This is a genomic window from Desulfosporosinus acidiphilus SJ4, from assembly GCF_000255115.2.
In the GTDB taxonomy this organism is placed as follows: Bacteria; Bacillota; Desulfitobacteriia; order Desulfitobacteriales; family Desulfitobacteriaceae; genus Desulfosporosinus; species Desulfosporosinus acidiphilus.
This window is the reverse complement of record NC_018068.1, coordinates 4,714,693-4,735,509: the sequence shown is the minus strand read 5'-3', so window position 1 is coordinate 4,735,509 and position 20,817 is coordinate 4,714,693. Positions and strand designations below refer to the sequence as shown.

15 protein-coding genes and 1 riboswitch are annotated in these 20,817 nt (G+C 40.8%); of the genes, 7 read left to right on the top strand and 8 right to left on the bottom strand.

The genetic code is table 11. The annotated features are described in order from the left end of the window. Window positions 1-110 precede the first annotated feature (110 nt). Window positions 111-1,292: a CaiB/BaiF CoA transferase family protein gene (locus DESACI_RS21640; RefSeq protein WP_014829361.1), complete on the bottom strand. Its 1,182-nt coding sequence runs from the start codon at window positions 1,290-1,292 to the stop codon at window positions 111-113. A 653-nt stretch (window positions 1,293-1,945) separates the two neighbouring features. Here DESACI_RS21640 and DESACI_RS21630 point away from each other — a divergent pair. The 3 genes from DESACI_RS21630 to DESACI_RS21620 all read left to right on the top strand — a co-directional run bounded on the left by DESACI_RS21630 (window position 1,946) and on the right by DESACI_RS21620 (window position 6,939). Further along, window positions 1,946-3,559 carry an APC family permease gene (locus DESACI_RS21630; RefSeq protein WP_014829359.1) on the top strand — a complete coding sequence of 538 codons (1,614 nt, stop codon included), beginning with the start codon at window positions 1,946-1,948 and terminating at the stop codon, window positions 3,557-3,559. A 215-nt stretch (window positions 3,560-3,774) separates the two neighbouring features. Further along, a complete protein-coding gene (locus DESACI_RS21625) occupies window positions 3,775-5,487 on the top strand; it encodes a sigma 54-interacting transcriptional regulator (RefSeq protein ID WP_014829358.1) in 1,713 nt (570 codons plus the stop codon). Between the two features lie 351 nt (window positions 5,488-5,838). After that, window positions 5,839-6,939 carry a Leu/Phe/Val dehydrogenase gene (locus DESACI_RS21620; RefSeq protein ID WP_014829357.1) on the top strand — a complete coding sequence of 367 codons (1,101 nt, stop codon included), beginning with the start codon at window positions 5,839-5,841 and terminating at the stop codon, window positions 6,937-6,939. Window positions 6,940-6,959: 20 nt separating this feature from the next. Here the strand turns inward: DESACI_RS21620 and DESACI_RS21615 are convergent, their stop codons facing one another. After that, window positions 6,960-8,003, bottom strand: coding sequence for a response regulator transcription factor (locus DESACI_RS21615; RefSeq protein WP_014829356.1), 1,044 nt, complete (start codon window positions 8,001-8,003; stop codon window positions 6,960-6,962). Between the two features lie 239 nt (window positions 8,004-8,242). Beyond that, the gene (locus tag DESACI_RS21610; protein WP_049804021.1) at window positions 8,243-9,754 is read right to left on the bottom strand and encodes an IS5 family transposase; all 1,512 of its coding nucleotides are present in this window, start codon (window positions 9,752-9,754) and stop codon (window positions 8,243-8,245) included. Window positions 9,755-10,411: 657 nt separating this feature from the next. Here DESACI_RS21610 and ald point away from each other — a divergent pair. Further along, window positions 10,412-11,545 (top strand): alanine dehydrogenase, encoded by a 1,134-nt coding sequence (gene ald, locus DESACI_RS21605; protein ID WP_014829355.1) that lies wholly within the window; start codon window positions 10,412-10,414, stop codon window positions 11,543-11,545. A gap of 248 nt (window positions 11,546-11,793) precedes the next feature. On the opposite strand, the gene DESACI_RS21600 is transcribed toward ald, so the two are convergent. The 3 genes from DESACI_RS21600 to DESACI_RS24660 all read right to left on the bottom strand — a co-directional run bounded on the left by DESACI_RS21600 (window position 11,794) and on the right by DESACI_RS24660 (window position 15,275). Further along, on the bottom strand, window positions 11,794-13,020 hold the full coding sequence (locus DESACI_RS21600; protein WP_014829353.1) for a sensor histidine kinase: 1,227 nt from the start codon (window positions 13,018-13,020) through the stop codon (window positions 11,794-11,796). Window positions 13,021-13,279: 259 nt separating this feature from the next. After that, on the bottom strand, window positions 13,280-14,458 hold the full coding sequence (locus DESACI_RS21595) for an iron-containing alcohol dehydrogenase (protein WP_014829352.1): 1,179 nt from the start codon (window positions 14,456-14,458) through the stop codon (window positions 13,280-13,282). 673 nt (window positions 14,459-15,131) lie between these two features. Beyond that, entirely contained in the window at window positions 15,132-15,275 is a 144-nt protein-coding gene (locus tag DESACI_RS24660) for a hypothetical protein (RefSeq protein WP_014829350.1), read from the bottom strand. A gap of 371 nt (window positions 15,276-15,646) precedes the next feature. Here DESACI_RS24660 and DESACI_RS21585 point away from each other — a divergent pair, with 371 nt between their 5' ends. Further along, the gene (locus DESACI_RS21585) at window positions 15,647-15,988 is read left to right on the top strand and encodes a late competence development ComFB family protein (RefSeq protein ID WP_014829349.1); all 342 of its coding nucleotides are present in this window, start codon (window positions 15,647-15,649) and stop codon (window positions 15,986-15,988) included. 24 nt (window positions 15,989-16,012) lie between these two features. Here the strand turns inward: DESACI_RS21585 and DESACI_RS21580 are convergent, their stop codons facing one another. Beyond that, a complete protein-coding gene (locus tag DESACI_RS21580) occupies window positions 16,013-16,414 on the bottom strand; it encodes a response regulator (RefSeq protein ID WP_242833101.1) in 402 nt (133 codons plus the stop codon). Window positions 16,415-16,526: 112 nt separating this feature from the next. Beyond that, window positions 16,527-16,613: riboswitch (cyclic di-GMP riboswitch) on the bottom strand. A 103-nt stretch (window positions 16,614-16,716) separates the two neighbouring features. On the opposite strand from DESACI_RS21580, the gene DESACI_RS21575 reads away from it, so the two are divergent. Continuing rightward, window positions 16,717-18,228: a diguanylate cyclase domain-containing protein gene (locus tag DESACI_RS21575; protein WP_014829347.1), complete on the top strand. Its 1,512-nt coding sequence runs from the start codon at window positions 16,717-16,719 to the stop codon at window positions 18,226-18,228. 54 nt (window positions 18,229-18,282) lie between these two features. Here the strand turns inward: DESACI_RS21575 and DESACI_RS21570 are convergent, their stop codons facing one another. Next, window positions 18,283-19,149, bottom strand: a complete 867-nt coding sequence (locus tag DESACI_RS21570; RefSeq protein ID WP_014829346.1) for a LysR family transcriptional regulator — start codon at window positions 19,147-19,149, stop codon at window positions 18,283-18,285. 121 nt (window positions 19,150-19,270) lie between these two features. On the opposite strand from DESACI_RS21570, the gene DESACI_RS21565 reads away from it, so the two are divergent. Next, entirely contained in the window at window positions 19,271-20,641 is a 1,371-nt protein-coding gene (locus tag DESACI_RS21565) for a Na+/H+ antiporter NhaC family protein (RefSeq protein ID WP_014829345.1), read from the top strand. Window positions 20,642-20,817: the final 176 nt, after the last annotated feature.

Sequence of the window (20,817 nt, the reverse complement as noted above, 5' to 3'; positions counted from 1 at the left end):
TAGAAGTAATAGCCGCTCTTCATGAGCGGCATAGCTATGTAGGACCGATTATAACGACTATGGATATCAGAAAATCACATGATTTGGTCAGTTTAGTCGAAATTGGAAGCTTAGACTATACCCTCTCTTCGAAGTTGTTCAATCTGTTCGAGGCCATAACCTATAGCTTGTAAGAGTTCATCAGTATTTTCTCCAATTCTAGCGAAATTCATTTTAGCTTCACCAGGGGTCTCAGAAAGTTTTATGGGAACTCCTGTACATACGATGTCTTTACCTGATCCTTGGAAATCAGCCAAAGTGTGAACCATCTTTCGCGCCAAAACTTGAGGGTGTTTGACCATTTCATCCAGAGTCAGTATTGGAGTAAAACATATATCAGAATCGGAGAAAAATTCTACCCATTCGTCACGAGTCTTTGTGAGCATTATCTTTTCAATGGAATTCTTAACTTTCGTTTGACTGGATTTTTCCAGCTGCAAAGGAATAAATTCCTCAAGGCCAAGCTTCTTACAGAATCCAGCCCAAAATTTGCTCTCGACTGCTCCTAAACTTACAAATTTACTATCTTTGCACTTATAATTATTGTAAGTCGCATATCCACCGGTCAACAATTCCCCACCGCGTATCGGCAGGTCTCCATTCCCCCCCGACCATTCACCTATAGTGTAGGCTAAAAGACTAATAGCTCCGTCCATCATGGCTACGTCACAAAGCTGACCTTTACCCGTTTTTCCTCTAGCTGCTAGAGCAAGCAAAATGGCTATCACAGAATAAAGGCTGCCTCCAGCGGTATCAGCTATTTGTACTCCGCACATTGCAGGAGGTCCACCGGTTGTACCCATTAACTCCGTAACCCCGGCGGTATTAAGATAGTTTATATCGTGACCAGCTGCGTTACGCATCGGACCAGTTAAACCATAGCCTGTAAGAATACAATAAATGATACGAGGATTTATCTCCTTTAAACTCTCATACCCCAGACCAAGCTTATTCATGACATCAGGTCTGAATTGGTCTAAAACAACATCAGCATTGGCTACCATTTTTTTAAATATCTTTTTCCCTTCCGGATGTTTTAAATTTAAACTTACACTTTTTTTATTGCGGTTTACCGTATAAAATCGAGCACTTGTATCGTTTATCAATGGAGGTAAGTATCGACCTAATTCGCCTTTAGGCTCCTCGATTTTAATAACCTCTGCCCCGAAATCAGCTAAGATTTGGGTTGCCAAAGGGCCGGGCAAGTACCTAGATAAGTCTAATACCTTAATACCTTCTAAGGGTAAAGCCATAGTCCTAACCTCACTTCACTTTCTTATTTATTGTATAAACCGCATTTAACCAATGTGGATAAATATTCCGTGTTGGATAAAATAAATCCTTCTCGTGGTTCTTTGGAATTCCGGACGTTCGGTGATGTTTTAGCGAATTAACTAAAAATTACGAGAAGGAATTTGACATGCAAAAACAAAAACGATCTCAGCTATGCAAAGAGAGAAAAGAAATCGTACAGGTTTCAGTCAACACCTTGAGGAAGACGGCAATCTGTTCTGCTTTTGAATTTAGTAATATTATGATCCATGGTTCTCCGATATTGTTTTCTAATCTCAAATATATCCAGATTATAACTCTCCATTATAATAAGTTTTAACATAATTGCTTTGTTATATATTAGTTGGTTAAAATATTTAATTAATGGTAACCATAATCTGGGTTTAATTCAAATAATTATATTATTACAATGTGTAAATTGTTATTTTTTAAAGTTATATTTACAATTTAGACAATTTATATCAATAAAAAAAGGGGATTACAAACATATTTCTTTATTTAAATTAAAACTGTATAATAGTCTAAAATTACGGATAATTTTTATTATAATTTAATTTCCAAATTTTTTTATAATGATTTAAATACAACACAACTCAAAAAAAGTGGAGGTGAATTGCTTTGTTCGCAAATTACCGGACAAAGCGGCTGTATGAAGCAAGGGCTAAAACGAGAACTTGGTCTGCTTGATTTAACTATGATGGGGTTGGGGGCCATAATCGGTTCCGGATGGCTGTATGCTGCGCAGAAGGCGGGTAATCTCGCTGGCCCTGCGGCAATTTTCGCTTGGCTCGGCGGTGGCATTGCGGTTATGTTTATAGCCTTAGTGTATGCCGAACTAGGTGCCGCGCTTCCCGAATCCGGAGGACTTGTACGTTATTGCCAGTACTCTCATGGAAGTTTTGTCAGTTACATGATGGCTTTTGCTCTCATACTTGCAGATTCAACGGTTATTGCAATCGAAGCCGAAGCAGTTGTGCAGTATGCCAGTTATTATATACCATCGCTATATAATAACACTGCTGGCGCGATGACGCCCAGCGGATGGTTTTTGGCAGCAATCTTAATTGTCATCTTTTTCTTCCTCAATTATCTTAGTGCAAAGGCCTTTGCCAAAAGTAATACCATCATAACCGCTCTAAAATTCTTTACCCCCGCTTTAACTGTTATTGTTCTTCTAACACAGTTCCATGGAGGAAACATGGCAACGGGCGGTTTCGCTCCCTTTGGTGTACCTGGAGTGTTTGCAGCTATTTCTTCCGGTGGGATCATTTTCTCCTATTTTGGCTTCCGGCAAGCAGTAGTAATGTCGGGGGAAGCCAAAAATCCCCAGCGTGATGTTCCGTTAGCTATTGGTCTCGCAATTGGTTTGGGTGTTATTTTATATATTTTATTACAAACTGTCTTTATTGGGGCCTTACCCGCTAGTGAACTTGCAAAGGGCTGGGGGCATATCAATTTCCGTTCTCCTTTTGCCCAATTAGCTATGCTTCTTAACCTCAATTGGCTGGCCGCAATCCTCTTTGCAGATGCGGTTATCTCACCGGCCGGAACTGGTAATATATACATGGGAACCACCTCCCGCTTGATTATGGCTCAGTCAGAAAATGGTTTTTGGTGGAAAATATTTAAGAAGATTCATGCTGAATCGGGAGTTCCCCGGCCGGCGCTCTGGCTTACTATGGTGTTAGCCTTGGTTTGGACAGCCCCTTTCCCTTCATGGGGGAAATTAGTCGGAGTTGTATCAGGGGCAGTTGTATTCACATATATGATTGGTCCGATCAGCGTTTTAGCCCTGCGGAGAACTGCTCCCGAACTGCATCGCCCATTTGTTCTTAAAGGCGTTACCTTCGTGACCGGAATTGCTTTTATCGTCAGCACTCTGATTATCTATTGGAGCGGTTGGTCAACCGATTCAGTCGTAATGATTGCCAATCTCTTTGGTCTTATACTTTTTGTCGGTTTTCTGGCAGTTCGGCCTGATTTACGAACAAATATTGGCAAGCATATTAAAGCTGGTATCTGGCTTGTGGTTTATATGGTGTTCATGATCGCGATCAGTTACTTCGGGAGCTCAAAGTTCGGCGGCAAAGATTTCATCAAATATCCTATGGACCAATTTGTTGCGATTATTGGAGCAGTTATTTTCTACTTCTGGGGTAGTGCCAGCGCATTCCAGACTGAGGAAATAGTAGAAGTAGTTAAAGAACAGGCAAAGGATAAACAATAGTAGACTCAAATTAATTGCTTGTTCCAAAATCGATTGTTTTAACCTGTAAAACGGACATGTACACAAACACCCTATGATAGACATCTATCGTAGGGTGTATTAGCTTGATCTTAAATAGCAGTGAGCATCTTCTTGTGAGGGCAATTACGGATCTTTTTACCCCTCCATTCATAATAATGTTTGGAGTATCCTGGAAATAAGAGGTTGTTGAAAGGATGAATAACGTGCAGCAGCAAGAGTGTGTGATACAAATCGATTTTGTGGATCGTATAGGGTTAGGGTATGAAGTTTTTGAGGTTCTCAAAAAGCACGGAATCAATCTCTTAGGAATGGAAGCGACTCCTAATAAAGGAATCATGATAAAACTTAGTACCCCGCCGGAAAAAATAACCCAAATGCTCATGAATGAATTCAGGGCGATTCAAGGGGTAACGTTTGTTTCCCTTAGAAACCATTTGCTGTATGAAAAAAGGGAACATGAGCTGAAGACGATCCTAAATTCAGTGAACGAGGGAGTTATCGCTGTCGATGTCAAAGGGTGTATTACGCATATCAATGATGTAGCGACACAAATTATGCACTGTACACGAGAAACGGTCGTGGGGCACGATATCGGGGATTATTTTCAGGTCAGAATGCCGATTCAGGAGATTATTAGAACTGGAAAACCCTATCATTTGAAGGAAGTACGTTTTAAACGAGAGAATAGTGTAATCCATTATTTAACAAGCGGAGTCCCCGTACTGGATGAAAAAGGGCGAATTATTGGGGCAGTGGCAACAGTTCATGATTTCAAACAAGTGGAGGCGTTGATAAATAAAGTAGGTGGTCAACGGCGTCTCACCACATTTGATGATATTATCTATCAAAGCCGCAAGATGAGAAGAGTTGTGGAAACGGCTAAGACCGTGGCCAAAGGAAATTCGACGATTTTGCTGCGGGGTGAAAGCGGCACGGGGAAGGAATTATTTGCTCGGGCGATACATATGGAAAGTAGTCGCTCACAGGAACCTTTTATTGCGATCAACTGTTCTGCATTGCCGAATACTTTGTTGGAAAGTGAATTATTCGGCTATGAAGAAGGAGCGTTTACTGGTGCAGCGAAGGGCGGGCGAAAAGGGCTTTTTGAGCAGGCAAACGGGGGAACTCTTTTTCTGGATGAGATTGGGGAAATATCCTTACAGGTTCAAGTAAGTTTGCTTAGAGTTTTGCAGGAGGGTACATTTCGCCGGGTCGGAGGTTCATACGAAATACCGGTCGATGTAAGAATCATTGCAGCAACTCATCGAAACCTTGAACATTTGATTCAACGAGGAGATTTTCGCGAGGACTTGTATTATCGGCTTAATGTCATTCCCATCTGTATTCCGTCACTCCGGGAGCGCAGCGAGGATATTCCGCTCATTGTCCAGCATCTTGTGAGTAAGATTTGTACAAAATTGAAACGGCCAGAGGTGTGTCTGACCCAGGAGAGTATGCAGCTTCTGATGGAAATGCCTTGGCCGGGTAATGTTCGGCAGCTGGAAAACGTTTTAGAGCGAATTATTAATGTTATGGATATTCAGGCAATGAATACGGATGATGCTTTAGAGTGGGCCCTATTAACGGCAAATCAGTCGGTTGAAGAGCAGCCTGTGAAAGGGAAGACAGTTCTTGGGTGGAATTTAAAAGAGCATGCTTTAGAAAAGCCTCAGGTGAAGCGTGAGAAATATAATGTTCATATAAAAATACCGATTCCACTTTCAAAAAAATGGCCGCCATTAAAGTTGATGGTTAACGAAGTGGAAAAACAAATTCTGCTTGAAGTATTAGAAAAATACCCAACATCTCGTAAGGCGGGAAAAGTATTGTCCGTATCGAGCACAACCATTTTGAATAAAATGAAAGGATATGGGATTGAGATTAAATGCGACGATGAGGACAAGTGATACGATTTGTGTGCAGGCTGATAACTTTCTTGATCACTTTGCTTCGAAAGGTTGTCAGCCTTTTTTAGTGTTGAAAGTATAAGCTCGTTTCCTACTTTCTTCCGGCATAAGGGTGCAACCAATAGTTTCGCTCTCGCTAAGGCCCGGAGAAGCCCGGTTATGTGGATTAACTCAGATAATTTTGAATTACAGTGGACTTTTAAGGAATGATTCCGGAAGTTTATAAACTGGCATTATTATTGCTATTCTATTGCTGTTAAAGAACGTCAATGATAGGCCACAACAAGGAAAGTCTGGAACAAGTCGGAGGGTCAAATTATCTGTCAGGTTAATATCAAGGAGGGAAAAACAATGTCAAAAGCGGATAAAGATGCAATCTTAAATATCTTCGAGGAAATGGAGAAGTATGGTCATGAGCAGGTGATTTTCAATTACGATAAGGCTACTGGGTTGAAAGCGATTGTCGCTATCCATGATACAACACTTGGACCGGCATTGGGTGGTTGCCGGATGTGGGATTATCAAACGGAGCAAGAGGCCTTAAATGACGCACTTCGCCTTTCCCGCGGGATGACCTATAAGTGTGCCGTTGCTGGAGTAACTCACGGTGGAGGTAAAACTGTTATTCTTGGGGACCATCGCACCCAAAAATCGGACGAACTTTTCCAGGCTTTGGGAACCTTTATTGAAACCTTAAAGGGCCGTTATTATACCGGAACAGATGTAGGTACGGTAGGCATGGACTTTGTTTCCGCTGCCAAACAATCCAAGTATTTCGTCGGACTTCCGGAAGAGTATGCCGGAAGTGGAAACTCGGCCATAATCACTGCTTATGGAGTTTGGCGAGCAATTAAAGCAACGGCGAAGGAGGCATTTGGAACCGATCGATTGGAAGGTCTCACTATTGCTGTTCAAGGGTTGGGAAAAGTGGGGTATGATCTCGTTCGGCGTTTGCACGAAGAGGGCGCAAAGTTATTCGTGACGGATGTGTTTGAAGAAAGTGTCATCCGAGTAAAGAAAGAGTTCCCGGAGGTGACGGTTGTCAAACCGGATGAAATTTTCAGTGTAGAATGCGATATTTTTTCCCCTAATGCTTTGGGAGCCTGCCTCAACGACGAAACAATACCTCAACTCAAGGCTAAAGCTGTTTGCGGTGCCGCCAACAATCAGTTAGCTGAACCTCGTCATGGAGATCTTTTGCAAGCAAAAGGAATTTTATATGCACCTGATTATATTGCAAATGCCGGTGGCTTAATTCAGGTTGCCGATGAACTTAAGGGCTATAATAAGGAGCGGGCCTTTAAAAATGCCAGTCTGATCTATGATATTCTCCTACAAGTCTATGCCACCTCGAAAAAGGAACACATCCCTACATATAAAGCTGCGGATGTAATGGTTGAAAGACGTATCGAAACCATCGGTCGACTGAATCGGAAATTTAGAGTGAAGTAGGAGATTGCAATATTACTATTCTATCGATTATTAGCGCGAAATTCAGAAGGGGTAATACCTTCATGCTTTTTAAAAATAGCAGAAAAATAACTACTGGAACTGAAACCTGTGGCAGCAGCTATTTGATCAATTGTATCCGTTGACATACGCAGTAGTTGTTTGGCCTTTTTTAGCCGTACTTCAGATAAATATTCCGTAAAACCAACACCTGTTTTCTCATTAAATATCCTGCTTAGATAGGCCGGACTGAGGTGGATATGAGATGCGACTGTGTTCAATGAGATATTATTGGCAAAGTTTAATTCAATATAGTCCATAGCTTTCCGTACCATGATCTGAACTTGACTGGTTTGTTGACTTGCAGCCCATAGACCGATGCATTTTTCCAATAGATTTTCTCCCCAAGACTTAAGCCCGTCGAGGGATGCTAAATGAGTTAAATTTTGGGCCATTTCATTTTCTATGGCAGTTAATTTGGTGGGGTCTGCTCCAGCGGATAAAGCAGCTTGTACGACAATGACCATCAGGCGCAGCCCGAAAGAATTCAGCAAAGAAGGCAGAGGTGAAGAGGTATCTGCCAAATGCTCAAGGAGAAGATCTAACTGTCGCTTACTTTCAATAAGGTTTCCGGTTTTCACTTGCTCTTCGAGCTTAGTCAAATCCATGGAAGGTCCGGGTTGAAATCTTTTGCGAGAAAGTCTGTCCAGAGCTTGGCTAACTGCTGCGATGAGTTGTTGGGGCTGAATTGGTTTGAGTAAATAATCTGTGGCTTGGGCTTTGATAGCCTGCTGAGAATAGGAGAACTTTCCATAGGCAGTTAAAATAAGGACCTCAGTAGCAGGGTTAAGATCCTTAATTTGCCTTGTTGCCTCGATACCGTCAATGCCTGGCATTTTAATATCCATAATGATTAAATCAGGACGAGTTTCACGAACTTTTTCTAACGCTTCCCTTCCGCTGGCTGCCTCCGCCAAGAGAGTTATTGGCAGACCCGAATTTTGTAAGGTAAACCATAATATTTTGCGCTCTAATTCCTCATCGTCAACCAGTAAAATTTTATACATCCATTATCACCCCATGATGTAAAGCAAGTTATAGGTTTTGTCACTATAATTTGCTTTATTGTATCCACTGGAAGCTATAGATCTTATAAGCTGCAACTACCTATAAGGGAAAAATAGAACCAATCCTGAATCCCCCACCGTAGCCACGATGTTCAGCTTTAACTGAACGAGTTCACTTACTTCTTTAATTTAGAGATCTTATATATGTTCAAATTATAATTGATTTTTGTATTTAGGGATTACTGAACAGTCCCCATATTTTTAGTTTCTAGGCAACAAACAAAATCTCCCAACTCGAAAAAAGGCGTTTCCCAAAAAAGGTACAAAAGATCCCGGAGGCGCTTCCCCAGGTTCATGATGATGAACTGTAAGCCAATGACCGTCTCACTCGTTTCTTTGAGACGTACCATTATTCGACCTAGTCCATAACGACGTTTTCCTTCACCGAATTTCGCCTCGACTGCATTTCTTAGGCCTGCCTCTTGTTTCTCTAGCCGCCTTTGTTCTAAATGCTCTTTTTTATCCTTCGAGGGTCGACCTAGTTTGGGCCCGTTAAGCCGAATGCCATGTAACTTGCAGTACTGCAGGTTGTCTCGGTTCCGATATATTTTATCGGCAATCACGGATTCAGGATAGTTTCCATGGCGCTCCTTATAGGTTTCTACCGAATCAATCAGGGTGGTGCCCTCATTAAAGGCTTCCCAACTCAACTTCTCGATCCAAGCAAATCCGTTGACGATACTTATGGCAACTTTCGCTCCAAATTCTGTGGCTGCTGTTTTTTTACCCCTCACAATCGGGCGAACATGCGGTTGGCTAATGCTCACGATACGCTCTTCTATAGTGTGGACTCGTTTGTCATACATGGTTTTTTGCTGTTCAAAGAGTGTTTGTATGGTTTCTAAGTCTTTTTGCTGCCGTTTACTGAGTCCTTCTGGGTACTTGGCTGATAGTTTCAAGACGATCTGAAGGTCTCTTGTAACGAAGCTCAGCTGTTTCCGAATGGCCTTGCGGATTTCACGACTTCTGGGTTTCCGATTCTTTTCTAACTTCAGATAGAGTTTACGTGCCTTTTGTCGATAGGTTCTTGGCTTGAGCTCTTTCCCTATTTGATTCTCATGCAAGGTGTCCACCATGGCCTCTAACTTTTCCCGTGCGTCATTTAGTAGAGAAAAATCCGTGGGATATTTCACATCGGCCGGGGTGCATGTGGCATCCAAAATGAGTTTTCCGTGGTTTTGTTGGGGTGGTTGCTCACTGCTTGCTTGATCTTCACGACGATTGTCGTCTGTACAACCTGAACTTGGTGGGGGAGTGTTTTGATCTTTATGATCTTCAGTTTCCGTCTTTGTTTCTCCCTTACATAAGGCTTCGTTCAGTTCAGCAATTACCTTAGCGTCGAGGCGTTTCCGAAAATGGACCATACTCGATGAATCGAACGGTGGAGTGGTTTGAAATTCCTCCAGCCCGATGAAGTATTGCAAATAGGGGTTTTCCATGATTTGTTGGACGGTTTCTTCGTCGGAAAATCCACACTTTTCTTTGATGATGAGGGCACCCAATGCGACACGAACTGGTTTCGCAACATTTCCAGTATGCTTTGGGAAATGAGAAGCATATCGCTCTTCAACAACGTTCCAGGGAATCAAATCGGCCATCTTGACCCAACGGTTATTCGCATCAAGTTTGCCGCCTGCAAAAAATCTGAAGTCTTCGAGTAAGCTAATTTGACCTGTAGGTTTTCGGTACATTTTCGTCCCCCATCTGCAAGGTTTTTCGACCATATTCATCCTTTATCTTGCTTTATTATACCACGAAAATGGCCTTAGTTCCTACTCCCATGCAGGTTTCGAGGTTATTCAGTAATCCCTATTTATGCCCACTAGTTCTCGATTGGTAAAAATATTAATATTGGGCGTAAATAATTTAATGACTAGTACGAAATATCTGACAATATCCTGCAAGAAATGAATATCGATTTGCATGGTTAAATAATAGAATTGTGAGATAATTTTATTACTTAAATCATACATGACAGAGAAAGGAGAATTGTCGGGAAAATTAATATCAACAATAGTAATTCGTAATTTATTTAATCGAATTTAAGAGTAAATCGAAGCATAGTTTGTGAAATGGATCTCCGTTAATTTTCCCTTAAGTATAGCAAGCCTATAATAAATTGGAGATTAGCGTTATCTTTTTAGATCCGCTTGTTTAGGAGATTAAGTTTTATTTTCGCTATATTAATTTATATTTTAATACTTTAGGTAAAAATGTAGCAAATTAATTGAGGAATTTTAATCAGTATTCTGTAATTAACTCTACTGTTCTATTGAGTCAAACGGCAAAATTTTTGAGACGATGAAACTCGCTAATTACCTTCTAAAATTGAAAGGAGAATACTTAAAATGATTATCGGAGTACCAAAAGAGATTAAGAACAATGAAAATCGTGTTGCCTTAACTCCCGCAGGCGTCGTGTCTTTCATCAATGCCGGTCATGAAGTCGTCATTGAAATGAAGGCCGGTGTCGGCAGCGGGATCAGTGATGAGGAATACATTGCGTCCGGCGCTAAAATTTTAGCCACTCCGCAAGAAGTTTTCAGCAGTGCTGATATGATTATGAAAGTTAAAGAGCCTCTCGCTTCAGAATATGAGCTTTTCAAAGACGGCCAACTGTTATTTACTTATCTGCATTTGGCCCCTGAGCCAGCCTTGACGGCTGCGTTGCTCAAGAAAAATGTTGTTGGTATCGCTTATGAAACAGTTCAACCTGCCGACGGCAGCCTGCCTCTTCTTATACCCATGAGTGAGGTGGCCGGTCGGATGTCCATTCAAGTGGGTGCACATATCCTGGAAAAACCGAGCGGTGGAAAAGGAATTCTCTTAGGCGGGGTTCCTGGGGTCTCATCTGCTAAAGTAACCATTGTCGGTGGTGGTATCGTTGGTATCAATGCCGCTAAAATGGCAATGGGTATGGGAGCAGATGTAACCATTCTGGATGTCAGCAATGCCCGCCTTCGTTATTTAGATGAAATCTTTGGTGCACGTATCAAAACTTTAATGTCTAATAGTTATAATATTGCCCAAGCGGTTGCTGATGCCGACTTGTTGGTAGGTGCAGTTCTTATACCCGGTGCGAAGGCTCCCAAACTTGTGACTGAGACCATGGTTAAAGCAATGAAGCCGGGCTCGGTAATCGTTGATGTTGCCATTGATCAAGGGGGCAGTGTAGAAACGGTAGATCACGTAACAACTCATGCAGAACCAACTTATGAAAAGTATGGGGTTGTTCACTATAGTGTTGCCAATATGCCTGGGGCAGTAGCGCGAACATCAACTTTCGCATTGACTAATGCGACCTTACCCTATGCGCTCAAGCTCGCTAACTTAGGTTATGCCGAAGCAATCAGAACGGACCTCGCTCTGGCCCGCGGAGTGAACGTAATTCACGGTAAACTCACGTATAAAGCCGTAGCTGAGGCTCTCAACCTTAAGTACACCTTTTTAGGAGATGTTACTGAAGTTCCAGCCAATTTTTAATGGATAAAAGTAAAGTAATTATTATTTCACTGGATCAAGAAACGTTTCTGAAATTGCCCAGTGATAGTACAAGCAAAAGAGGACCTGCTCAAGCAGGTCCTCTTTTGCTTGTACTATCAGAAAGCATAACTTTCGATTAATTACTGCAAGAAGAGTTAAAATGTTCGAAGACAATGTTTTCGAGCACCAGCTAAGTTCTCTTTATTTCCTAATTTCCCAAATGATATAGCGTGTCAAATTAAGATGTTTCATCCCTGCATTTTAGATTGAGGGATTAATATACTGACTGTTGTAAGACCTTGTTTGGGTAGGAGCTTGACGCCGAATTCTTTACCAAATTGCAGCTGCAGGCGCTTATGAACATTACGCAGACCAATGCCGGCAATGCTGCTTTGATCCGCGTTAAAATCGAGAGCTGCATAGTGTGAAGGCATGCCCACGCCATTATCGATAACCGAAAGTTCCACATGGTCGTCTACCTCTTTGCCCTTTATCCAGAGGTGACCAACTCCTTCTTTAGGTTCGAGTCCGTGAATACAGGCATTCTCTACTAAAGGCTGTAAGCTTAAAAAAGGAATCTGAGTATTTTGCAGTTCTTCCGGAACCTCAATTAACAGTTCCAGCCTATTTCCGAATCTGGTTTTTTGAATCAGTAGGTAGCTTTCGACATAATGCAATTCTTCACGCAATGATACAAGTTCACCTGGATGATCAAAATTATGCCTAATTAAATTTGAGAGAGCAAAGAGAGTATTCAACCCTTCTGTGTTTTTGGAAAGAGTGATTAAACTGATAATTGTGTTTAGGGTATTGAATAAAAAGTGGGGTTTGATTTGAGCTTGAAGGTTTCTCAACTCCGCTTTATGCAGCGTGTGCTCAAGTTCTAGTATAATTCGCGCATCTTCGGCGGCTTTTATCTTTTCCCTGCTTAACTCTTCCTGCATTTTAGCACGATAGATCAGTTCGACGATATAACTGACGACAAATTGAATGAGTCCGCCTGCTGCTTGGCACTTATCCATACTTATAACCTGGATTTTCTGAAACGTTTGCTCCAGGTCTGCTTGATTAAGTCCTAAGTCAGCAGTGGCTTTAAGCATTTCTTCAATTTCTTGCATTGTCGGTTTTTTGAGGTGCATCTGTCCGCAGGTAATAGACCCATAGAACTGATCATCCACCATAATCGGTACGGACATGAGCATAACACCGGCATGGCACTTTCCAATACAGGAGTTACCCTGTTCAATGCTCTTAAACCCTAGCTGGGCATTGGAATCAATACATCTGTTTAATCCAGCCTCAGTAGAGCGGATGCTGCGACAAAATCCATAAAAGTAATCATGCTGTACTACAGGAAAACCCATGGCATCATTAATATCAATGGTGATATCAGTGGCTTTGGTAAATGTTTCAATGATTCGAACCAGCTTGTCTTCTTCAATGAGTTGAAAAAGACTCTTTGGTTTATGGTCCATATGTTCCTCTCCTGCCAAGTTCTTATGTAGTTATCGATAACGTCATTTTTGACTGTATATAATCCCTTTTTAATTATAGACTTAACCACCCGTTTTTCGCCACTCAAATTTGAGTTGAATTACATGTCAATTTTTGGTGCATAGAGGCAGAGATGACATAAGAAAACTTACTCTGGCCAAATTTTAACGAATCGCTAAAACGACCTTTATTCACAGTGAATGAAGGTCGTTCTTGGCAATTTTCTATTTTTATTTATGACTAAATTGTGACATCGCTTCCGTAGTAGGCGGCTTTGTATAGTTCCATGATGTCTTCTACGGTTGGTTTTCTTGGATTGGTTCCGGTGCAGGGATCATTTAATGCAGCTTCTGAAGTTGCTTTGAGCTCCGCTAAAAAGCTCTCTTCGGATAATCCGGCTTCTTTGAGGGTTAATGGAATGCCAAAAGACTTATTCATATCTCTGACCTTTTCAACTAAAGCCTTAACCAAGTCCTCATCAATATTACCCGCTAGTCCTAATGTTCTAGCTATTTTTGCGTAGCGAGCCCCTGCCGTTTTAGCGTTATATTGAATTACGGCCGGCATAAGCAGGGCATTACAACGCCCATGAGTAAGCGGAACTTTCGTGTTACATTTATGAGACATGCTATGCACGAGACCCAAAATGGCATTGCTAAATGCTATACCAGCAAAGTTCTGGGCAATATGCATTTTAGTTCTTGCTTCAATGTCTTCACCGTCAGCGAATGCTTTTGGAAGCCATTCAGAAATCATTTTAATTGATTCTAAGGAAAAAGTATCTGTATACTCGTTGGCCATGGTAGAAACATAGGCTTCAAAGGAATGAGATAAAGCGTCCATCCCTGTATCAGCAGTCACGTTGGGAGGCATGGTCTTACAAATTTCTGGGTCAACAATGGCTATATCCGGAGTTATTTCATAAGAGGCTAATGGATATTTGATACCCGTTTGATTATCAGTAATGACGGCGACACAAGTTACCTCTGTGCCGGTACCACTCGTTGAGGGAATCGCAACAAATTTAGCTTTCTTGCGTAGTTCTGGAATCGTAAATGGATCTTTAATATCATTAAACGAAAGATTCGGGTATTCATAAAAAACCCACATTGTTTTAGCTGCATCAATAGCAGAGCAGCCACCAAGACCAATGATTAAATCAGGGGCGAACTCTTTCATTTTTTCTACCCCGCGATATACAGTGGCAATCGAAGGGTCTCCTTCAACTCCGTCAAAAACGGTAGATTCGATACCAACTTCTTCTAGATAACTGATCACTTTGTCCAGTACACCATTGGTCTTCATCGAGCCTTTGCCTGTTGAGATAAATGCCCTAGACCCTTTTAATTGTTTTACATACTCAATAGTACCCGTACCAAAGACCACGTCTCTCGGTACCCTAAACCACTGCAGAGCCATCTAATATATTCCTCCCTTTAAACGTAATATCTTTATGATGATTACCGCTTAAATACTATTTTCATTTGGAATTAATTATTCACGCTAGGACTAGCTTGGCTCAAATAAACAGTTCAAGGAGGTATGCTCAATGGTTTGACATGAGTATATAAACAACTAAAAGAGGTTCTTTCCATAGAAGGTAGTCTATCACAATCAGGCGTATCATCGGTGACGTATTAAAAATCTGCTAAACCTATTTTTGTATATCAAAAGATTATCTTTATGGATTCTTAGCATCTGGAAACCGACCGCTGTTCCGATTACATTTTCAACCATATCCAACAAGGAACGTATAATGCTATCTCCTACTATAATTACATCATATAGTTCCTTGCTTAATCCTAAAAGAATAGTTATTGAGACGGCTTGCAAGGTGCTAAGCTTAAGTACTTTAAAACAACAAGCTAACACGATGATTGGCCCGATTAAGTGTAATAGTTTATGAACGGGCATATATTTCCTCCCTTTTTAGAGATATCTATGCTATCATCATTGCCTAATAGTCATTAAAACAAACCTAAAGAGTTGTCCCGCAAAAAGACGTTACTAGATCTACGATCAGCACGATATCCCCAAAAAAAGAAAGACCCTTAAAAGGGCCCTTCTGCCATAAGCAGCTATAAAAATGCAATCAATCTGAAGTCGGATCGTTGAAGATCTTATGTTCCAGAATATCTCCTATTTTTTTCGCAATTGCTTTTGTCTCCGGTATGAAAGTTCCTGCCTTAATAGTCTTACCTAGAGGGGCTGCGGTTTTCTTATTTATGTTAGTCATGATAAAGCCCTCCTTTTCAAATTGAATAGCAGGATGGCTCAGTCCATCCTGCTAAACTTAAGTTTTTATTTAGGTTGAGGTGGTCTGACTTGAGGAGTTGGAGTGCCTTTTCGGGGAGAAGATGGGGGATTTCCTTGAGCATTCATATTGCAGTATTCTCCTTTTTGATAATCTTCAGCATTAGTCTTTGCAATATCTAATTTTCTAAACGTGGTTGGGAGTTTGCCCTAAAGAATTAGGAAAAAAGAAGCAATAATGTGCTTTTGGCACGTCGTTTCGTGCTGATTGACACTAGTATAAGTTACCAAGTTAGAATAATATAAAATTGAGAAGCTAATTGCTTAAGTTAAAAGATCAAAGGAGTTAAGAGAGTGCTGCAAATTACGGATCATCAGGTTAAAAACTACTCGGAAATTTTAGTTAACCAAGCATTAGAAGAATACCTTCGTGATAATGTTATAGTCTGTACTTGTCAACGCTGTCTTGCAGATATTATGGCACTTGCTTTAAATTGTTTACCAGCTCGGTATTATGTTACTTCACTTGGCGAAGTAATTATAAAATCACAATCAGAAGACCTCGCAGAACAAGTGCGTCTTATGTCAATTGTTGCTCATGCAGTGCAACAAGTTGGCGCAAAGCCTTCACATGAACTTAGCAAGCCTATAACCGAGACAGAGGAAGTTAAAAAGCAAAGCCAAAGCGCTCGTTAAATGAGGGCTTTGGCTTGAAGAATATCACTGCAGCTGCTCTTCGGATAACAGGTTATCTACAACAATACCGAGCTTTTCTAAATCAAAGGGCTTAGTCATTACAAAATCGATATTGCCATTGTGAATTAACTCGTTAATTTCTTTTTGATCTGCATAGGCTGATATTAAAATGATTCGAGTGTTGGGATTGTAACCAAGTAATCTCTCCCGAAGTTCTAATCCATTGATGCCTGGCATTTTAATATCTGATATTATGAGATCTGGTGACTGGGTTTTAGCCAATGATAATGCTTCAATCCCTGTAGTGGCAGTGCTTACAACATACCCTTTCGAAGAAAAAAGAGCTTTTAAGAGACTGCGAATTCCCAGATTATCATCAACAATTAGCAAAGAACCTTGATTCAAGCCAATCCATCTCTCTTTCAATAATTTGTTTAAAGATTTTGATAAATCAACCGATATTAAGGTATGCCATCTCGAGGCAAACAATTTCACGCAAACAAAAAGAAAGCAACAAAATAGCTGCTCACATTTAATAGTTTGCAGCCAGGCTGTCATATTCCATGGGAAGTTAGACCCTATAGCTTTGCGTCTTGTTCTTTCGAACAATTTGCCCTAGATAATATTTTGTTGTTAGTATGCTAGTATTTAGTATTTTCTTCCTGTATTGTAATCAAATTTAATACAAATTACAATAATAACTTTTCGGAGTAGATTGAGGAGTTCCTATGACTGAGATTGGAAAAGTCTTGCGGAAACGATATATTATTGGCCTTTCCCTCATTGCCTTTTTAGTATTGCTGGGCCAGTGTGTTATTCAATACACTATCCAGCAGGAATCGGGATATTCTATGGTTATTAATATTGCCGGAAGACAGAGGATGTTAAGCCAGCGTATTACAAAGTGTGCTTTGGGGTATGAACTGGACCATAATGCTTCCGATAGAACTCATTACCTCGAGGAGCTTAAGGAATCGGTAGACGAATGGGAATCTTCTCGCGACAAACTATTATATGGAGATCAAGTCACCGGACTTTCGGGTCAGAATAGCGCTGCAATCATATCACTCTATGCAAAGTTAGATCCATATTATCAGAAGATCTTAACTGCCGCCCAAGACATTATTGTGGGCGGGAATACAAAGGAACCGCTCTCTGACAATAATCTTGCAACAATCCAAGCTAATGAAGAATCATTCCTCAAGGTAATGGATGCCATAGTTTTTCAGTATACGACAGAAGCTAATAACAAGATTTCTGTCATCCGAACTACAGGAGTTGCTTTGATGCTGCTCACCTTTATCGTTCTGATGTTGGAAGTCCGGTTCATCTTTAGGCCGGCGGAACGTATTATTGACGATTCATTTAATAGTATCAGTGATAATAATGAAAATATTGAAAAACTATTTGAACTGGCACCTGCGGCACTTTTTTTAATGCGCTTGCCTGACCTTAAAGTTTTGCGGATGAACAGTCTTGCTGAACAATTTACCGGGACTTCATTTGAAAGTAATGAATCGGACTCACTCTTAAAGTATTTGGAGGAAAACTTAGAAAATGACAGTAACTTGGTTGAAAAAATGGTTGAGGGCATCGCTTTCGCCGATGAGGAAGCTGTTTTTAAAACAGAGGATTCAGTAAAGGCGGTATTAGTTTCCGCCAGCACTTTTCATTACGAGAATAATCCCGCTATGATTCTCAGTATGATGGATATTTCCAGGCGGAAAAATGCGGAGGAAATTCTTAAAAAGTACGCATCGACAGATGAATTAACCGGACTATTGAATCGGCGTTCCGGTAAGATCATTTTGGATAATGCAATTGAAAGAGCTAAAGCAGAAAACACCGACCTGGCGGTTTCGTTTTGTGATATTGATGGTCTTAAATATGTAAATGATACCTTTGGTCATGAAGAAGGGGATTGGTACATAATTGCCATTGCAGAGGCTATTACGTCAAATTTACGTAAAGGCGATTTTGCTTTCAGATATGGAGGAGATGAGCTAATTCTTATCTTTAATAACTGTGATGAAGAGAAGTCTCGAATAATTGTCAAGAGAATTAATAACTCCATAGAACGTAAAAAAATTGAGTTTGAGAAACCCTACAATATGAGCCTGAGCATAGGTACTGTACATCTATTATCCAAAGATAATACAAGTGCTGATGATTTGATAGCAGAAGCGGATAACCTCATGTATGAAGAAAAGAAAAGGAAAAAGGTCCAGCGACTCATGTGATAATTTTTGAGTTCCGAATTATTATGTCGCGAGGTTCAACATGGTTGAAGGAATTCACGATTTAAATAACTCAAGAAAATGTCTGGCAGGAGCCGATAGGTAACGATTCTTCATCCATATTATTACGATTCTAGTTGCCAATGACTCTTCCTTGATCTCCCTGTACAGAAGTTTCGCATCGGGTACCAGTCCAATCATGTCCCTGGGTATAATAACAATCCCCATGCCGGTATTCGCCCAGTTAAGCATAAACCGGGTATCATCAATTCTACATATTATGTTTGGTTCAAAGCCTGCCTTGCGGCAGGCCTCTTTAATGTTGCCGGTATACCTGTTGTGCATAAGCAAGGGTTTGCCTTCAAGTTCCGTTAGTTCCAGAATTCCACTATGGTTGTCCCAGAAAACCTCTTTAAGAGCACCGGCTACCATGGGTTCTTTGGACAGGTGTATAGCTTCAAAAATATCCTGATTGAAGGGCGTCCTAATAAGTCCTATCTCGACAATGCCGCTCTTGATCAATTCAAGAATCTCAAATGTACCGCTCTCTCTAATATAAAAATCAACATTTGGGTAGTTTTTATGAAAGCATTGTATCTTTAAAGGCAAGAGCATTTCTCCGGCTGAGGATATAGTTCCAATGGCAAGCGTCCCTTGAAGCCCCTCTTTTAAATCCTTTAGTTCTTTAGCGGTTTTCTCCGTTAGTTCTAATATTTGTTTTGCCCTTTTCTGGAGAAGCCGCCCTGCGTCCGTGATCTGTATTTTGCGCGTGCTGCGTTCTGCCAGAACGACCCCGAATTCCTCCTCCAGAAGTTTGAGCTGTTGGCTCAAAGGAGGTTGGGCTATGTGCAGCCTTTCTGAAGCTCTTGTAATATTTCCCTCTTCTGCAATAGCTAAAAAATAGGATAGTTGTCGTATATCCATATCATCACCCTAATTTATATGTTATTAGTATAAATATAATATATTTTAGATATTTCTCATATATATCATACCTTATTATAATAAAACTCGGAAATTATTAAGAGTCTTAACTTTCGAAAGGATGATATATACGGGTATTAATCTCGGCATTATTGCTTCTGCAATCATCATTATTCTGGGTGTTTCCCAAAACATATCGGTGGGTATCTTGTTAATGGCTTGTTGGCTGCTCTTTGTAATAATTAGCCTAACTAAAGGTTATAGCATCAAGAGTATTTTTGAGATGTCTATCCTGGGAGGAAGAAAATCATTCGTTGTTGTTGAAATACTTCTCCTTATCGGCGCTGTGACAGGTGCCTGGATGGTCTCAGGAACAATTCCCGGAATCGTATATTATAGCCTTCACTTTATTCAACCCAATACCTTTATCCTGCTGACATTCATAATTTGTTGTGCTGTTTCATTTTTGCTAGGTTCCGCCACGGGAACTGCCAGCGTTGTGGGCCTGCCGCTGATTATTATAGCAAGAGGCGGAGATGTTAACTTAAATATCGCGGCGGGAGCAATTATTGCCGGTGTTTATTTCGGCGACAGATGCTCTCCCATGTCCTCCAGTGCGGCTTTGGTAGCGAACCTGACGGATACAAATCTTTTCCAAAATATAAGAAATATGCTTTATTCTTCGCTTGCTCCTTTTATCTTGTCTTTAGGTTTTTATTATGAATTGTCGAGATTAAACCCCTTAAAAGTTGGGAATAACAATTTGCCTCAGGAAATTCTGAGAACGTTTAAAATCGAATACTTGGTACTTATTCCGATCGTCGTAATACTGGTGCTCTCCTTTCGTAAGATAAGTATCAAGTACTCTATGTTTTTAAGCGTATTTGCCGCCTTCGTCATTGCTGTAATAGTCCAAGGTTATCCCCCCCTGGAAGTGATGAAGGATATACTATTTGGTTTCAAGCTCAATTCTCATAGCTTCCTGCAGAATATCCTCGCAGGAGGCGGAGTAATATCCATGGTCAAAGCCTGTGTCATAGTCTTTATAGCTTGCTGCCTTGCAGGGATTCTTGAAGGGATAAATGCCTTCGACGGTATTAAAAATGTCCTTCATAGTAAAAAACCAACCGGGCCCCTGCTCTATGGAATTACAGCGATGTTAAGTACACTGACGGCTGCTTTGGGATGCTCACAGTCCATAGCCGTAGTCATGACGAACCAAATAATGAAGGATTGCTATTTGCAAGAAAACTACCGGTTTGCCTTAGATATTGAAAATTCCTGTATACTTACATCTGCGCTGATTCCCTGGAACGTAGCGGCTCTGCTTTGTACTACAACGCTGGGTGTCAGCCTATACGGTTTTATTCCCTATGCATTTTACTTGTATAGCTTCCCAATGGTATATTTTCTTTCCTTCTTTTTTAAGTTTAAGGAAAAAATCAAGAAGACCAATCCTGACCATAATTTTAATGGCATATACCCTCGGTAATTGTGCATCCCTCGAGCGAAGCAGAAGCCCCCAACCGACGAGATATAACCTGTTCGCCGTAGGAATCTATTCATAAGGGTTGGCAGCCGGATTCATTAGACACTAGGGAAAAGTTGATCTATACTTATATTCAGAGTTGACAAGATGTAGTTACATATACGGAACTTTGCAGGTTA

What these genes read in the sequence shown, in the direction of transcription:
- DESACI_RS21640 (WP_014829361.1), bottom strand. Translation starts at nt 1,292, where the DNA reads ATGGCTTTACCCTTAGAAGGTATTAAGGTATTAGACTTATCTAGGTAC.
- DESACI_RS21625 (WP_014829358.1), top strand. Translation starts at nt 3,775, where the DNA reads ATGAATAACGTGCAGCAGCAAGAGTGTGTGATACAAATCGATTTTGTG.
- DESACI_RS21620 (WP_014829357.1), top strand. Translation starts at nt 5,839, where the DNA reads ATGTCAAAAGCGGATAAAGATGCAATCTTAAATATCTTCGAGGAAATG.
- DESACI_RS21615 (WP_014829356.1), bottom strand. Translation starts at nt 8,003, where the DNA reads ATGTATAAAATTTTACTGGTTGACGATGAGGAATTAGAGCGCAAAATA.
- DESACI_RS21610 (WP_049804021.1), bottom strand. Translation starts at nt 9,754, where the DNA reads ATGTACCGAAAACCTACAGGTCAAATTAGCTTACTCGAAGACTTCAGA.
- ald (WP_014829355.1), top strand. Translation starts at nt 10,412, where the DNA reads ATGATTATCGGAGTACCAAAAGAGATTAAGAACAATGAAAATCGTGTT.
- DESACI_RS21600 (WP_014829353.1), bottom strand. Translation starts at nt 13,020, where the DNA reads ATGGACCATAAACCAAAGAGTCTTTTTCAACTCATTGAAGAAGACAAG.
- DESACI_RS21595 (WP_014829352.1), bottom strand. Translation starts at nt 14,458, where the DNA reads ATGGCTCTGCAGTGGTTTAGGGTACCGAGAGACGTGGTCTTTGGTACG.
- DESACI_RS24660 (WP_014829350.1), bottom strand. Translation starts at nt 15,275, where the DNA reads ATGACTAACATAAATAAGAAAACCGCAGCCCCTCTAGGTAAGACTATT.
- DESACI_RS21575 (WP_014829347.1), top strand. Translation starts at nt 16,717, where the DNA reads ATGACTGAGATTGGAAAAGTCTTGCGGAAACGATATATTATTGGCCTT.
- DESACI_RS21570 (WP_014829346.1), bottom strand. Translation starts at nt 19,149, where the DNA reads ATGGATATACGACAACTATCCTATTTTTTAGCTATTGCAGAAGAGGGA.
- DESACI_RS21565 (WP_014829345.1), top strand. Translation starts at nt 19,271, where the DNA reads ATGATATATACGGGTATTAATCTCGGCATTATTGCTTCTGCAATCATC.